This window comes from Kosakonia sp. BYX6 (assembly GCF_038449125.1).
Classification (GTDB): domain Bacteria; phylum Pseudomonadota; class Gammaproteobacteria; order Enterobacterales; family Enterobacteriaceae; genus Kosakonia; species Kosakonia calanthes.
In genome coordinates this window covers 1,818,005-1,832,763 of record NZ_CP151800.1, presented here as the reverse complement: position 1 = coordinate 1,832,763, position 14,759 = coordinate 1,818,005, and the positions used below count along the sequence as shown (strand labels likewise).

17 protein-coding genes and 1 riboswitch are annotated in these 14,759 nt (G+C 57.3%); of the genes, 15 read left to right on the top strand and 2 right to left on the bottom strand.

Annotated features, from left to right (window positions below):
* Position 1 precedes the first annotated feature (1 nt).
* Positions 2-182: riboswitch (cobalamin riboswitch) on the bottom strand.
* 206 nt (positions 183-388) lie between these two features.
* Both pocR and pduF read right to left on the bottom strand, forming a co-directional pair.
* Positions 389-1,300, bottom strand: coding sequence for a transcriptional regulator PocR (gene pocR, locus AAEY27_RS08540; protein ID WP_342324630.1), 912 nt, complete (start codon positions 1,298-1,300; stop codon positions 389-391).
* A gap of 222 nt (positions 1,301-1,522) precedes the next feature.
* Entirely contained in the window at positions 1,523-2,332 is an 810-nt protein-coding gene (gene pduF / locus AAEY27_RS08535; protein WP_342324628.1) for a propanediol diffusion facilitator PduF, read from the bottom strand.
* 525 nt (positions 2,333-2,857) lie between these two features.
* Between pduF and pduA the strand changes: the two genes are divergently transcribed.
* Genes pduA through AAEY27_RS08460 form a run of 15 tightly spaced genes read left to right on the top strand, consistent with a single transcriptional unit; the run spans position 2,858 to position 14,755 of the window.
* Positions 2,858-3,142 carry a propanediol utilization microcompartment protein PduA gene (pduA, locus tag AAEY27_RS08530; RefSeq protein ID WP_342324626.1) on the top strand — a complete coding sequence of 95 codons (285 nt, stop codon included), beginning with the start codon at positions 2,858-2,860 and terminating at the stop codon, positions 3,140-3,142.
* Positions 3,139-3,945 carry a propanediol utilization microcompartment protein PduB gene (gene pduB, locus AAEY27_RS08525; protein ID WP_342324624.1) on the top strand — a complete coding sequence of 269 codons (807 nt, stop codon included), beginning with the start codon at positions 3,139-3,141 and terminating at the stop codon, positions 3,943-3,945. Before pduA ends, pduB begins: the two co-directional genes overlap by 4 nt.
* 18 nt (positions 3,946-3,963) lie before the next feature.
* A complete protein-coding gene (pduC, locus tag AAEY27_RS08520; RefSeq protein ID WP_342324623.1) occupies positions 3,964-5,628 on the top strand; it encodes a propanediol dehydratase large subunit PduC in 1,665 nt (554 codons plus the stop codon).
* Between the two features lie 10 nt (positions 5,629-5,638).
* Positions 5,639-6,310 (top strand): propanediol dehydratase medium subunit PduD, encoded by a 672-nt coding sequence (gene pduD / locus AAEY27_RS08515; protein WP_342324621.1) that lies wholly within the window; start codon positions 5,639-5,641, stop codon positions 6,308-6,310.
* Positions 6,311-6,322: 12 nt separating this feature from the next.
* Positions 6,323-6,847 (top strand): propanediol dehydratase small subunit PduE, encoded by a 525-nt coding sequence (gene pduE, locus AAEY27_RS08510; protein WP_342324620.1) that lies wholly within the window; start codon positions 6,323-6,325, stop codon positions 6,845-6,847.
* A gap of 15 nt (positions 6,848-6,862) precedes the next feature.
* Positions 6,863-8,695 (top strand): diol dehydratase reactivase subunit alpha, encoded by a 1,833-nt coding sequence (locus AAEY27_RS08505; RefSeq protein ID WP_342324618.1) that lies wholly within the window; start codon positions 6,863-6,865, stop codon positions 8,693-8,695.
* On the top strand, positions 8,685-9,023 hold the full coding sequence (locus AAEY27_RS08500) for a glycerol dehydratase reactivase beta/small subunit family protein (protein WP_342324617.1): 339 nt from the start codon (positions 8,685-8,687) through the stop codon (positions 9,021-9,023). The genes AAEY27_RS08505 and AAEY27_RS08500 overlap by 11 nt, the downstream gene beginning before the upstream one ends.
* A gap of 31 nt (positions 9,024-9,054) precedes the next feature.
* Entirely contained in the window at positions 9,055-9,330 is a 276-nt protein-coding gene (gene pduJ, locus AAEY27_RS08495) for a propanediol utilization microcompartment protein PduJ (RefSeq protein ID WP_058911289.1), read from the top strand.
* Positions 9,331-9,348: 18 nt separating this feature from the next.
* Complete coding sequence (locus AAEY27_RS08490) at positions 9,349-9,804, top strand: BMC domain-containing protein (RefSeq protein ID WP_342324615.1); 456 nt, start codon at positions 9,349-9,351, stop codon at positions 9,802-9,804.
* A 19-nt stretch (positions 9,805-9,823) separates the two neighbouring features.
* Positions 9,824-10,456 (top strand): phosphate propanoyltransferase, encoded by a 633-nt coding sequence (locus AAEY27_RS08485; RefSeq protein ID WP_342324614.1) that lies wholly within the window; start codon positions 9,824-9,826, stop codon positions 10,454-10,456.
* Entirely contained in the window at positions 10,453-10,953 is a 501-nt protein-coding gene (gene pduM, locus AAEY27_RS08480) for a PduM family microcompartment protein (RefSeq protein WP_342324612.1), read from the top strand. Before AAEY27_RS08485 ends, pduM begins: the two co-directional genes overlap by 4 nt.
* A 3-nt stretch (positions 10,954-10,956) precedes the next feature.
* Positions 10,957-11,232 (top strand): EutN/CcmL family microcompartment protein, encoded by a 276-nt coding sequence (locus AAEY27_RS08475; protein ID WP_342324610.1) that lies wholly within the window; start codon positions 10,957-10,959, stop codon positions 11,230-11,232.
* A gap of 9 nt (positions 11,233-11,241) precedes the next feature.
* Positions 11,242-12,246: a two-domain cob(I)yrinic acid a,c-diamide adenosyltransferase PduO gene (gene pduO / locus AAEY27_RS08470; RefSeq protein WP_342324609.1), complete on the top strand. Its 1,005-nt coding sequence runs from the start codon at positions 11,242-11,244 to the stop codon at positions 12,244-12,246.
* Positions 12,243-13,631, top strand: coding sequence for a CoA-acylating propionaldehyde dehydrogenase PduP (gene pduP / locus AAEY27_RS08465; RefSeq protein WP_342324607.1), 1,389 nt, complete (start codon positions 12,243-12,245; stop codon positions 13,629-13,631). The genes pduO and pduP overlap by 4 nt, the downstream gene beginning before the upstream one ends.
* A gap of 11 nt (positions 13,632-13,642) precedes the next feature.
* Positions 13,643-14,755, top strand: coding sequence for a 1-propanol dehydrogenase PduQ (locus AAEY27_RS08460; RefSeq protein ID WP_342324606.1), 1,113 nt, complete (start codon positions 13,643-13,645; stop codon positions 14,753-14,755).
* Positions 14,756-14,759: the final 4 nt, after the last annotated feature.

Below are 14,759 nucleotides of genomic sequence, written 5' to 3'. Positions count from 1 at the left end.
GTTGATAGATGTCCATCAGGTCGGTCTTCTGGCTTCGCGTCGTCCTCGCCCGTCCTTCCCGATCGTACGATCAGTGGTGATTACGGGGTCGTCAGCTTCACAGCAGCGGGGGCTGCGGGGGATTCTCACCCCCTTCCCTGCCACAACATTATCGTGGCGTAACCTGTTGGATTGTTTATCACGGTGAGTACTTATTCCCCGCGATGTTTCCCTGCAAGCACTATATCGCAGCAGGGAAATAAAAACTGGTTCAGTTTATCTTTGCATGAACACTATTTTGTTGCGCTATAACAATTTATTGCTCAGACCATTCACAAATACCTTATCTATTAAGGCTTGAGAAAGAGCTTACTGGCGTTTCAAATAACAATTTATTGTCATCAGAAATTTAATCGCCGTCATAGTTTGCATTATTCTGCAAACGAAATACCTGCGGCGTTACCTGATAGGTCTGCCGAAAAACTTTGCAAAAATAGCTGGTTTGCGAAAAACCTAAATTACGGGCAATACTGGCGATGCTCCAGTCGCTATGACGGAGCATTTCCCGCGCGCTAGCCATACGTTGCTGGTTGACCCACGCGTTAAAGCCAATGCCCTGATATTTTTTAAACAACTTGCTGAAATAGTAAGGGCTGAGATAAACATGCGCGGCAACGTCTTCGAGCCGCAACTCATCGGACAAATGGGCGTCGATATAGCGCAGCGCCTTCTTCATTTTGCTGTCGTGCGGCCCCTGATTACGAGCAGCGCGAGCCGAATCCGACTGCTGCTGTTGGTCTTTGATGACCACGAAATTAAGCTGTTTTTTCAGACAATTTTCGACAATAAGCTGCAACAAATCCGCCGAGGCAATCACGCGCGAATAGTCCATTTCCGGCACGCAGTGAAACGCGTCGACCAGCGTCGGGTCGGCCTGCCAGCGGTCGTCAATATTGAGAATATCCACCAGCTCCACGCCGTCTTTATCACGCAGACGCACCTGTCCGCACAGCACAAACCCCACCAGATGCCCGGCAATCACCAGTGGGATCGAAAAATCAGTGAGCCCGGCATGACAGCGATAAATGCAGGGCTGGTTCGATTTGGAGGCTTCAAAACCGCCACAGCGATCGCTCATGCGACAACGAATGCTGTGCTGCGGATGCTGTCGCATACGCTGGCAAAACGGGGTGAAATTGAACAGCTCGGAAATCTCTTCGCCGTGGATATTCACCACAACAACGGCCAGACCGGTGGCTTGTGCAAAATCCTGGGCGATTTTATTAATGAGTTCGGAGTTTAGTGTACTCGCAGAAATCATGATAAAACCTCTCAGTGAATTTTAATTTATTGTTATAAACAACGTGATTTGTTTACAGTTCAGGATCTTCTTACAACGAAACTTAATAATCCCGAGCACTAAACAAAAATCAAGATAACAAAAGTCTCCCATCCCTGGGAGGCGATTTAATGCGTTCAGGAAAGCAGATCACGAAATATATTCATTCCACTGCAAGCTGTTTCTTAATTGGTTGATCAGCCATCAGCTCTGTTTTTCTTTTAGCTCGCCCGTATTTCCCGGTAGATTTTTGCCAATCAGATAGCGGTAACAGGCCGCACCGGCGCAGGCACCGATAATAGGAGCGACGATCGGCACAATAAAGTAAGGAATTTCGCGCCCGCCGGTCATTGCTGTTTCGCCCCAACCGGCAAAGAAGATAAACAGCTTCGGCCCAAAATCACGCGCGGGGTTCATCGCGAACCCGGTCAGCGGCCCCATCGACGCGCCGATCACCGCCACCAGAAGGCCAATCAACAGCGGTGCCAGCGGCCCGCGCGGCACGCCGTTACCGTCATCGGTCAGCGCCATGATCACCCCCATCAGAATCGAGGTGATGACCACTTCCACCAGCGCCGCCTGCCAGACATTCAGCGCCGCTGCGGGATAGGTAGTAAACAGCGCCGCCAGTTGCAGACTCTCCAGACTGCCCCGCACCAGGTGATGCGCGGCCTCGTATTCCAGAAACAGATTGCGGTACAGCAGATAAGCCAATGCCGCGCCGCCAAACCCTCCGGCGATTTGCGCCAGGCTATACGGCAGCACTTTGCGACCGGGAAAACGGGCAAACAGCCACAGCGCAACGGTAATCGCCGGGTTCAGATGCGCGCCTGAAATGCCCGCCGTCAGGTAAACCGCCAGCGAAATACCCAACCCCCAAATAATGCAAATTTCCCACAGCCCAAGCGTCGCACCCGCCACTTTCATGGCGCACAGGCAGCCGATACCAAAAAACAGAAACAGACCGGTGCCTAAAAATTCGGCGATACATTGCGCCCTTAGTGAATCATTCATTGTGTCACCTTCCAGGTAGAGTCAGACCTCACCAGCACCCCTGAAGCTGGTGGCAGAGTACAACGCCGCACACTATAGGAATGCGTAGGGGAAAAGTGTTGGCAACCTCCGGGCAAAAAGACCTAAAAAGTCGTCAGGCAATAACACTATTTTGTTATGCCGAATAACTATTTCCTTTAGCCATCACGACTTATTTCGCTCTTATTTAACAGCGACCGATAACAGATTCTTGTTATTTTTGTTATTCGGTTTTCCGGCCTTGCTCACAAAATCTTTCCGCACGCGCAATTACTCCTTCATATTTATTTTGTCACGCCGAAAAATGTAAATTTGATATTGTAATAACAATAATTTGCTATCAAACAACACAACAAATACACATAAAAATCATCAGTTTAAAATATACATCAGCAATTTATTCTTTTAATCACACCAGGAAGTTTTTCACATAAGTTCAAGAGAGCCATTCTTTTTCCTCGCTTATTTGTATAGTCCAAAAATCAGGACAACCTTATCGAGGTCTTTATGCAACAAGAAGCATTAGGAATGGTGGAAACCAAAGGCTTAACTGCCGCGATTGAAGCCGCCGACGCGATGGTGAAATCAGCCAATGTGATGTTAGTGGGCTACGAAAAAATAGGTTCTGGCCTGGTCACCGTTATTGTTCGCGGCGATGTCGGGGCGGTGAAAGCGGCAACCGATGCCGGAGCAGCAGCCGCTGCGCAGGTGGGAGAAGTGAAAGCCGTACACGTCATCCCACGCCCGCATACCGATGTTGAAAAACTCTTACCGAAGGGAATTAGCCAATGAGCAGCAATGAGCTGGTGGAACAGATCATGGCTCAGGTGGTCGCGCGCGTATCGGCACCCCAGGCCTCCCCTGATGTCACCCACATAAAACGAGAGACGGCTATGGCAGAAAAAAGCTGCAGTTTAACGGAGTTTGTCGGCACCGCTATCGGCGACACCGTCGGTCTGGTGATTGCCAACGTAGATAGCGCACTGCTTGACGCAATGAAGCTGGAAAAACGTTTTCGTTCGATAGGCATTCTCGGCGCACGTACCGGCGCAGGCCCGCACATTATGGCGGCGGACGAGGCGGTGAAAGCCACCAACACCGAAGTGGTGAGCATTGAATTGCCGCGCGATACCAAAGGCGGCGCTGGTCACGGCTCGCTGATCCTGTTCGGCGGGAATGATGTTTCCGACGTCAAACGCGCGGTGGAAGTGGCGCTTAAAGAGTTGGATCGCACCTTCGGCGATGTGTACGCCAATGACGCTGGTCATATCGAGCTGCAATACACCGCCCGCGCCAGCTACGCGCTGGAAAAAGCGTTTGGCGCGCCGGTGGGTCGCTCCTGCGGGGTGATTGTTGGCGCCCCGGCGTCGGTGGGCGTGCTGATGGCTGATACCGCCCTGAAATCCGCCAATGTAGAAGTGGTGGCCTACAGCTCACCGGCCAAAGGCACTAGCTTCTCGAACGAAGCGATTCTGATCATCTCCGGGGACTCCGGCGCGGTACGCCAGGCGGTGATTTCCGCCCGCGAAATCGGCAAAACCGTGCTTGGCACGCTGGGCGCGGAGCCGAAAAACGATCGCCCGTCCTACATCTGATAACAGAGAGGCTGTTTCATGAGATCGAAACGATTTGAAGCGCTGGCGAAACGCCCTGTTAACCAGGACGGCTTTGTGAAGGAGTGGATCGAAGAAGGCTTTATTGCAATGGAAAGCCCGAACGATCCGAAACCGTCCATTCGCATCGTCAACGGCATGGTCACTGAGCTTGACGGAAAATCCGCCAAAGAGTTTGACCTGATTGACCACTTTATTGCCCGTTACGGCATCAACCTTGCGCGCGCCGAAGAAGTGATGGCGATGGATTCGGTGAAGCTCGCCAATATGCTGTGCGATCCGAACGTCAAACGCAGCGACATTGTGCCGCTGACCACTGCAATGACCCCGGCGAAGATTGTTGAAGTGATGTCGCAGATGAACGTCGTGGAGATGATGATGGCGATGCAGAAAATGCGCGCCCGCCGCACGCCGTCACAGCAAGCGCACGTCACCAACGTCAAAGACAACCCGGTGCAGATCGCCGCCGACGCCGCAGAAGGCGCATGGCGCGGTTTTGACGAACAAGAAACCACCGTCGCGGTGGCGCGTTACGCACCGTTTAACGCCATCGCCCTGCTGGTCGGTTCGCAGGTTGGTCGCCCCGGCGTATTAACGCAGTGTTCGCTGGAAGAAGCCACCGAGCTGAAACTCGGCATGCTCGGCCACACCTGCTATGCGGAAACCATCTCGGTTTACGGCACCGAACCGGTGTTTACCGACGGGGACGATACGCCGTGGTCGAAAGGCTTTCTCGCCTCGTCTTATGCTTCACGTGGCTTGAAAATGCGCTTTACCTCCGGTTCTGGCTCCGAAGTGCAAATGGGTTACGCCGAAGGGAAATCGATGCTTTATCTCGAAGCGCGCTGCATTTACATCACCAAAGCGGCGGGCGTTCAGGGGCTGCAAAACGGCTCGGTAAGCTGCATCGGCGTACCTTCCGCCGTGCCGTCGGGGATTCGCGCCGTACTGGCGGAAAACCTGATTTGCTCGGCGTTGGATCTCGAATGCGCCTCCAGTAACGACCAGACCTTTACCCACTCGGATATGCGCCGTACCGCGCGTCTGCTGATGCAGTTCCTGCCTGGTACTGACTTTATCTCCTCCGGTTATTCGGCGGTGCCGAACTACGACAACATGTTCGCCGGTTCCAATGAAGATGCGGAAGATTTCGACGACTACAACGTGTTGCAGCGCGACCTGAAAGTCGATGGCGGCCTGCGCCCGGTACGTGAAGAAGACGTGATTGCGATCCGCAACAAAGCGGCGCGCGCATTACAAGCCGTTTTCGCGGGAATGGGGCTACCGCCGATCACTGACGAAGAGGTAGAAGCGGCGACCTATGCGCACGGTTCAAAAGATATGCCGGAGCGCAACATCGTCGAAGACATCAAATTCGCCCAGGAGATCATCAACAAAAACCGCAACGGGCTGGAAGTGGTGAAAGCGCTGGCGCAAGGCGGCTTTAACGATGTCGCCCAGGACATGCTCAATATCCAGAAAGCCAAACTCACCGGGGATTACCTGCACACCTCCGCCATCATCGTTGGCGACGGCCAGGTGCTGTCGGCAGTAAATGACGTCAACGATTACGCGGGTCCGGCAACAGGCTATCGCCTGCAAGGCGAACGCTGGGAAGAGATCAAAAACATCCCGGCCGCCATCGATCCGAACGAACTGGGCTAAGGGGTGAAGCATGGAAATCAATGAAAAGCTGCTGCGTCAAATCGTCGAAGACGTGCTGGCAGAGATGAAAACCAGTGACAAAACGGTCTCGTTCAGCGCCCCTGCTAACCGCGCATCTTCCGCGGCGACGTCGGCAGAAGGTGGTTTTCTGACAGAGATTGGCGAAGCCAAACCGGGCACCCAGCAGGATGAAGTGATCATTGCCGTCGGCCCGGCCTTTGGCTTGTCGCAGACCGTCAATATCGTCGGTTTACCGCACAAAAGCATCCTGCGTGAAGTGATCGCCGGGATCGAAGAAGAAGGCGTTAAAGCGCGGGTCATTCGCTGCTTTAAATCCTCCGACGTGGCGTTTGTCGCCGTCGAAGGTAACCGCCTGAGCGGTTCGGGCATTTCGGTGGGTATCCAGTCGAAAGGCACCACGGTTATCCACCAGCAAGGGCTGCCGCCGCTGTCGAACCTTGAACTGTTCCCACAGGCGCCGTTGTTGACGCTGGAAACCTACCGGCAGATTGGCAAAAACGCCGCGCGCTACGCCAAGCGTGAGTCGCCGCAGCCGGTCCCGACGCTCAACGATCAGATGGCACGGCCGAAGTACCAGGCGAAGTCGGCCATTTTGCACATCAAAGAAACCAAATACGTCGTGACGGGCAAAAACCCGCAAGAGCTGCGCGTTGCGCTTTAAAAGGACAACACCATGAATGCAGATGCCATTGAATCAATGGTTCGTGATGTGCTTAGCCGGATGAACAGCCTGCAAGGCGCGACGCCGACAACGGCAGCTCCCGCGCCAGGCACAACTCAGCACCAGGCCAAAGTGCACGATTACCCACTGGCGAGTAAGCACCCGGAATGGGTGAAAACCGCCACCAACAAGACGCTGGAAGAACTGACCCTCGCCAACGTGTTGAGCGGCAAGATCACCGCCCAGGATATGCGTATCACCCCGGAAACCCTGCGTATCCAGGCGGCGATCGCCCGCGATGCCGGGCGCGACAGGTTGGCAATGAACTTCGAACGCGCCGCCGAACTGACCGCCGTACCGGACGATCGCATCCTCGAAATTTATAACGCCCTGCGTCCGTACCGCTCCAGTCAACAAGAACTGCTGGAGATCGCCGAGGATCTGGAAAGCCGTTACCACGCGAAGATCTGCGCGGCCTTTGTTCGCGAGGCCGCAGCCCTGTACGTCGAGCGTAAAAAACTCAAAGGCGATGACTAACCGCAAGGATGATGTATGCGTTATATAGCTGGCATTGATATTGGCAACGCCTCCACCGAAGTGGCGCTCGCCGCGCTGGATAACCGCGGCGCGCTGGCCATTGTGAGCAGTGCGCTGGCGGACACCACCGGCATTAAAGGGACGCTGCGCAATGTGTTCGGTATTCAGGAAGCGCTGAACAGCGCGGTGGCGCGCGCCGGTATCTCTGTCAGCGATATTTCGCTTATCCGCATTAACGAAGCGACACCGGTGATCGGTGATGTGGCGATGGAAACCATCACCGAAACCATCATCACCGAATCGACCATGATTGGTCACAACCCGAAAACCCCCGGCGGCGTCGGGCTGGGCGTTGGCGTCACCATCACGCCACAGGAGTTGCTGTCTCGCCCGGCGGAACAGCCCTACATTTTGGTGGTCTCCAGCGCGTTTGATTTCGCCGATGTCGCGCAAATGGTCAACGCCGCCACTCAGGCCGGTTACCAGATAAACGGCGTGATTTTGCAGCGCGACGACGGCGTGCTGGTGAACAACCGCCTTAACCGGCCGCTGCCCATCGTCGATGAAGTGCTGTACATCGACCGCATTCCGCTCGGCATGTTGGCAGCTATCGAAGTGGCGCTGCCGGGCAAAGTGATCGAAAGCCTCTCCAATCCTTACGGCATCGCCACGGTTTTTTCGCTCAATGCCGAAGAGACAAAAAACATTGTCCCCGTCGCGCGCGCGCTGATCGGCAACCGTTCCGCCGTGGTGGTGAAAACCCCGTCCGGTGATGTGAAAGCGCGTTCGATTCCGGCAGGCAATATTGAGCTGATGAGCGCCGGGCGCAGCGTCAAAGTGGACGTGGCCGCAGGCGCGGAAGCGATCATGAAAGCCGTCGAAGCCTGCCCCCGGCTGGATAACGTTACCGGCGAGGCGGGCACCAATATCGGCGGCATGCTGGAGCATGTGCGCCAGACCATGGCGGAGTTGACTAACAAGCCGAGCAGCGAAGTCTACATCCAGGATCTGCTGGCGGTGGATACCGCCGTGCCGGTCAGCGTGACAGGCGGATTAGCCGGTGAGTTCTCGCTGGAGCAGGCGGTTGGTATTGCCTCGATGGTCAAGTCTGACCGTTTGCAGATGGCGATGATCGCCCACGAAATCGAACAAAAACTGCATATCGACGTGCAGGTTGGCGGCGCGGAAGCCGAAGCCGCCATTCTTGGCGCGTTGACCACGCCCGGCACGACCCGCCCGCTGGCGATCCTGGATCTCGGCGCGGGTTCAACCGATGCGTCAATCATCAATGCGCAGGGCGAGATCATCGCCACCCATCTGGCCGGTGCTGGCGATATGGTCACCATGATCATCGCCCGCGAACTGGGGCTGACCGATCGCTACCTGGCAGAAGAGATCAAAAAGTATCCCCTCGCCAAGGTCGAAAGCCTGTTCCACTTGCGCCATGAAGACGGCAACGTGCAATTCTTCCCCACTGCGCTGCCGCCGGAGGTGTTCGCGCGTGTGTGCGTGGTGAAACCCGATGAACTGGTGCCGCTGCCCGGCGATTTGTCGCTGGAAAAAATCCGCCTGATTCGCCGTAGCGCGAAAGAGCGCGTGTTTGTCACCAATGCCCTGCGCGCGCTGCGCCAGGTCAGCCCCACCGGCAATATCCGCGACATCCCGTTTGTGGTGCTGGTCGGCGGTTCATCGCTGGATTTTGAAGTGCCGCAACTGGTCACAGACGCTCTCGCCCATTACCGGTTGGTGGCTGGTCGCGGCAATATTCGCGGCGTTGAAGGCCCGCGCAACGCTGTCGCCACCGGCCTGATCCTCTCCTGGCGTAAGGAGTCTGCCGATGAGCACTAATCAGGAACGTCCGGCGATTGTGATTCACGCGCATGGCGACTGCCAGCCGCTGTGGCAGGAGGTGCTGTGGGGCATTGAAGAAGAAGGTATTCCATGGCGCTGGCAGCAAATCGCCGGGCAGGAAGTGGTCTCCAGCGCCTGGCAGGCGGCAAACCAGTCTGCATTGCTGGTGGGCATCGCCTGCGACAGCCAACAACTGGTTATTCACTATCGAAATTTACCCGCATCCGCGCCGCTTTTTACGCTGATGCAGCATGCCGAAAGTCAGTCGCGGCGCATCGCTGGCAGCAATGCCGCCCGTCTGGTGAAAGGGATACCGTTCCGGTAACCCGCTTATCCATCCACAGGAGAATCGCAGTATGAACAACGCATTGGGACTGGTTGAAACAAAAGGGTTGGTGGGTGCCATTGAAGCCGCCGACGCCATGGTGAAGTCGGCCAACGTGCAACTGGTGGGCTACGAAAAAATCGGCTCGGGGCTGGTCACCGTAATGGTGCGCGGCGACGTTGGCGCGGTGAAAGCCGCGGTTGATGCCGGTGCCGCTGCCGCCAGCGTGGTCGGCGAAGTGAAGTCTTGCCACGTGATCCCGCGCCCGCACAGCGACGTCGAAGCCATTTTACCGAAATCCGCCTGACGGCTGGAGGAGTACAGCGTGAAGCAATCACTGGGTTTACTGGAAGTTAGCGGTCTGGCGCTGGCCATCAATTGCGCGGATGCCATGGCGAAAGCCGCGTCCATCACGCTGCTGGGTCTGGAAAAAACCAATGGCTCAGGCTGGACGGTGATCAAAATCGCCGGGGATGTGGCGTCTGTGCAGTCGGCCATTATCAACGGCGCAAGCGTGGCCCAGGCGCAGGACGGGCTGGTGGCGCAAAAAGTTATTGCGCGCCCCGGCGACGGGATTTTCCCGGCCGTCCCGCAGCCTGCGGTGGTGGATAAGGCACCCCAAGAGGTTGTGCAGGCGAACGATGCCGTAACGCAAACGTTGCACGAAGCAACGTCTGAACAGCGGCAAGTCACCTGCAACCTCTGTCTCGACCCGGCGTGTCCGCGTCAAAAAGGGGAACCACGCTCGTTATGCCTGCATAACGGCCAACGAGGCGAATAACAATCCAGGGTAAATCACTATGGATAAGCAGTTAGTCGAACATGTTGTCACTCAGGTGCTGGATGAGATGCGCTTACGCCCCATCCCGCTGGGTATTTCGAACCGACATATCCATCTTTCGCAGCAGGATTATGACCGGTTGTTCCCGGAGATGCCGGTAACAGAAAAGAAAGCGCTGTTACAGCCGGGGCAGTTTGCCGCCGAGCAAACCGTGACGCTGGCAGGGCCAAAAGGCCAGATAAAAAACGTCCGCTTACTCGGCCCGCTGCGTGGCAGAAGCCAGGTGGAAATATCACGAACCGACGCGCGAACGCTCGGCATCCCGGCACCGCTGCGTATGTCCGGCAATCTCAGCGGTACGCCCGGCGTGAAGCTCATCAGCCCGTGGGCAGAAATTGAACTGGAAAGCGGTGTGATCGTCGCCCAGCGCCATATTCACATGTCGCCGCTGGATGCGCTGGTGCTGCGCGTTTCGCATGGTGATGCGGTAAGTGTCGCCATTGAAGGCAGCGGTCGCCGCACCCTTTTTGACGATGTGGCGGTGCGGGTTTCGCCCGATATGCGCCTTGAAATGCATATTGATACCGATGAAGCCAACGCCTCCGGAGCGGACGATCCGAATGCCTTCGCGCGGCTGGTGAAACATTTATGACCGTGATGACCGATGAGCAGATTCGCCACATCGTAGAGCTGATTGTCGCCCGCTTGCAGGCACGCAGCGGTAACCCGGCGACGTTAAGCCAGGAGCAGCTACGCCATGCCTCGGTGCTGAAGCTGTTTCTGACGCATGACAGCCTGTCGATAACACGCACGGATTTGCCGTTTATCTGCCAACTGGCGGAGGGCGATCGCGATAACACGGCGGTGGCGAACCTGTTTGAAGCGTTGTCGCTCGGTATGCCGGTCTGCGTCACGTTGCCTGGGCGCAGCCTCGCCCACCTGCCGCTTCGCGATCTCGCCCGCGTGCCGTGCCAGTGGCGCGATGCCGAGGGCGCAACGGTGGCGCTGCATCTGAAAAATGTCCTTAGCTACCGGGATATCAGCGGGCGGCGCGGCGGGTGGCTGGTCACCTCCCGCAAGACGGTTATTACCGCCCTGGCCCGCGAGGCGGCGCAAGCTCAACACATTCAACTGGTCAAGCAGGAGTGAATCATGCATCTCGCACGCGTAACAGGTTCAGTGGTATCGACACAAAAATCGCCGTCGCTGGTCGGGAAAAAGCTGCTGCTGGTGCGCCGCGTCACGCTCGAAGGAGAACTCCCGGTCAACCCTTTACGGGGTGATGAAGTGGCGGTGGATTCGGTAGGCGCTGGCGTCGGTGAACTGGTGCTGCTGAGCAGTGGTTCCAGTGCGCGGCATGTTTTCAGCGTGCCGAATGAAGCCATCGATTTAGCAGTGGTCGGCATTGTCGACACGCTGGCGCGTTAAGGAGCGCACATGGCCATTTATACCCGAACAGGCGACGCCGGAACGACCGCGCTGTTTAGCGGCCAACGGGTCAGCAAAACCCACCCGCGCGTGGAGACCTACGGCACGCTGGATGAACTGAACGCGTCACTCAGTCTGTGCGCCTGCGCGGTGCAAGCTGACGGGGTAAAGGCGTTTCTCGATGCCGTGCAGCTACAGATTTTTTGGTTCAGCGCCGAACTGGCCAGCGAAAACGACGCCCCGACCGCCGGGCAGCGCTACATCAGCACCGAAGAGATTGACGCGCTGGAGCAGGCTATCGACCGTGCGATGGCGCAGGTAGATGACGTGCACAGCTTTATTTTGCCCGGGCGCGGCGAACCCGCCAGCCGGTTGCACTTTGCCCGCACACTCGCCCGCCGCGCCGAACGTCGGCTGGTGGAGTTGAGTGAACAGGTCAAGGTGCGCCAGGTACTGCTGCGCTATATCAACCGCCTTTCCGACTGTTTATATGCGCTGGCGCGGCTTGAGGATCACCTCACCCACCAGCAACACATTATTAATGAGGTGGCGACACGTTACCGCGCCGCCGCCGGACACCCTTCGGAGCGCAGCCCCATGTCACTCTCCTTTCATGAACTGCATCAGCTTGTCAGAGCGGCAAGTGAACGCGCCGAAGCACTTGGCGTGCCCGTGGTGATAAGCGTGGTAGATGCCAGCGGCATCGGCATGCTGACTTGGCGGATGCCGGACGCGTTGCTGGTCAGTAGCGAGCTGGCGCCGAAAAAAGCCTGGACTGCGGTAGCCATGAAATCCGCCACGCATCAACTCTCCACTGCTGTGCAGCCGGGCAGCCCGCTGTATGGGCTGGAGGCGCAAATGGCGGGCAAAGTCGTGACCTTTGGCGGCGGTTTTCCGCTGTGGCGCGACGGCAACATTATTGGTGGTCTTGGTATCAGCGGCGGCTCCGTTGAACAGGACATGGACATTGCTCAGGCCGCCATTGCGGCAGTCAAAATGGGAAACAATCAATGAATACGTCAGAACTGGAAACCCTTATTCGCACCATTCTGAGCGAGCAGCTGACCCCCGCGCAGGAGAAAAGCTCGGCTGACAAAGGCGTTTTCGCCACGCCCGCCCAGGCAATTGAAGCAGCGCACCAGGCCTTTTTGCGTTATCAGCAATGCCCGTTGAAAACTCGCAGCGCCATTATTAGCAGCCTGCGTGATGAACTGGCGCCGCACCTGGCGCAGCTTTCCGAAGAGAGCGCCAGTGAAACCGGGATGGGCAACAAAGACGATAAGCTACTGAAAAACAAAGCGGCGCTGGAAAACACGCCGGGCATTGAGGATCTCACCACCACCGCCTTAACCGGCGATGGCGGCATGGTGCTGTTCGAGTATTCGCCGTTTGGCGTTGTCGGCTCCGTGGCGCCAAGCACCAACCCGACAGAAACCATTATCAATAACAGCATCAGCATGCTGGCGGCGGGCAACACCATCTACTTTAGCCCGCATCCGGGGGCGAAAAACGTCTCCCTGAAGCTGATCCGCATGATTGAAGACATCGCGTTTCGCAGTACCGGCATCCGCAACCTTGTGGTGACGGTGGCGGAACCGACTTTCGAAGCCACCCAGCAAATGATGGCGCACCCGAAGATTGCCCTGCTGGCGATCACCGGCGGGCCAGGCATTGTGATGATGGGCTTAAAAAGCGGCAAAAAAGTGATTGGCGCCGGCGCCGGGAACCCGCCGTGCATCGTCGATGAAACCGCCGATGTGGTGAAAGCCGCGGAAGACATCATCAATGGCGCGTCGTTTGACTACAACCTGCCGTGCATTGCCGAAAAAAGCCTGATCGTGGTGGAAAGCGTTGCCGACCGGCTGCTGCAACAGATGCAAGCATTTGGCGCGTTGCGCATCACCGGCGGCGATATCGATAAGCTGCGCGCGGTCTGCATTATTGACGGCGTAGCGAATAAAAAGCTGGTGGGAAAAAGCCCGTCCGCCATCCTGCAAGCCGCCGGGTTAAGCGTGCCGCCGAAAGCACCGCGCCTGCTGATTGCCGACGTGGCGGGTAACGATCCGCTGGTCACCGCCGAACAGTTAATGCCGGTGTTGCCGGTGGTGCGGGTTGCCGATTTCGAGGCCGCGCTGGCGTTGGCGCTGGTGGTGGAAGAAGGTTTACACCACACCGCAGTGATGCATTCGCAAAATGTCTCGCGGCTCAATCTCGCCGCCCGCAGCCTGCAAACCTCCATCTTTGTGAAAAACGGCCCGTCTTACGCCGGGATTGGCGTTGGCGGTGAAGGGTTTACCACCTTCACCATCGCCACGCCCACCGGGGAAGGCACCACGTCAGCGAAAAGTTTCGCGCGCTCGCGCCGCTGCGTGCTGACCAACGGTTTTTCGATTCGCTGACCGAGGCCGCGATGAACACATTTTCGCTACAGACGCGGCTTTACAGCGGTGCGGGCAGCTTGCAAGTACTGGCGCGTTTTCACAAAAAGCATATCTGGGTGGTATGCGACGGTTTTCTGGCGCACTCGCCGCTTATCGACATGCTGCGCGAGGCGATCCCGCAGGATAACCGCATCAGCGTATTCAGTGAGATCACGCCGGATCCGACCATTGCGACGGTCGTCGCCGGGATCGCGCAGATGCACGCCCTGAAACCGCAGGTGGTGATTGGTTTTGGCGGCGGTTCCGCACTGGATGCCGCCAAAGCGATTGTCTGGTTCAGCAAAAAGTCCGATATCACGCTCGAAACCTGTATCGCCATCCCGACTACCAGCGGCACAGGTTCCGAAGTCACCAGCGCCTGCGTGATCAGCGACCCGGAGAAAGGCATCAAGTACCCGCTGTTTGATAATGCGATGTATCCCGATATCGCGATTCTTGACCCGGCGCTGGTGGTCAGCGTGCCGCCCGCCATTACCGCCAACACCGGAATGGATGTGCTGACCCATGCGCTGGAAGCTTATGTTTCGCCCCTTGCCAGCGACTTCACCGACGCGCTGGCGGAAAAAGCGGCGCAGTTGGTGTTTCAGTACCTGCCCGTTGCCGTGCGCAAAGGCGACTGCCTTGCCACGCGAGGCAAAATGCACAACGCCGCGACCCTCGCCGGAATGGCGTTCAGCCAGGCGGGTTTAGGCATCAACCATGCTATCGCCCACCAGATTGGCGGCCAGTTTCACCTGCCGCACGGGCTGGCGAATGCGCTGCTGATGACGGCGGTGATCCGCTTTAACGCTGCCGATGCGCGAGCGGCGAAGCGCTATGCCCGGTTGGCCAGGGCGTGCCATTTCTGCCCGCCAGCCGCGAACGAGGTCGTGGCGGTGAATGCCCTGATCCGCCAGATTGAGTTGCTCAAACAACAATGCGGGCTGCCGGGGCTTGCGCAAGCGCTGAACGAGGCCAAGCCGCGCTGGCGTGAACGGATCCCGTCGATGGTGCAGGCAGCGCTTGCCGACATCACCCTCAAAACCAACCCGCGTGCGGCAACGGCAGATGACGTACGCGAACTGCTGGAGGCGTTACTGTGAGCGA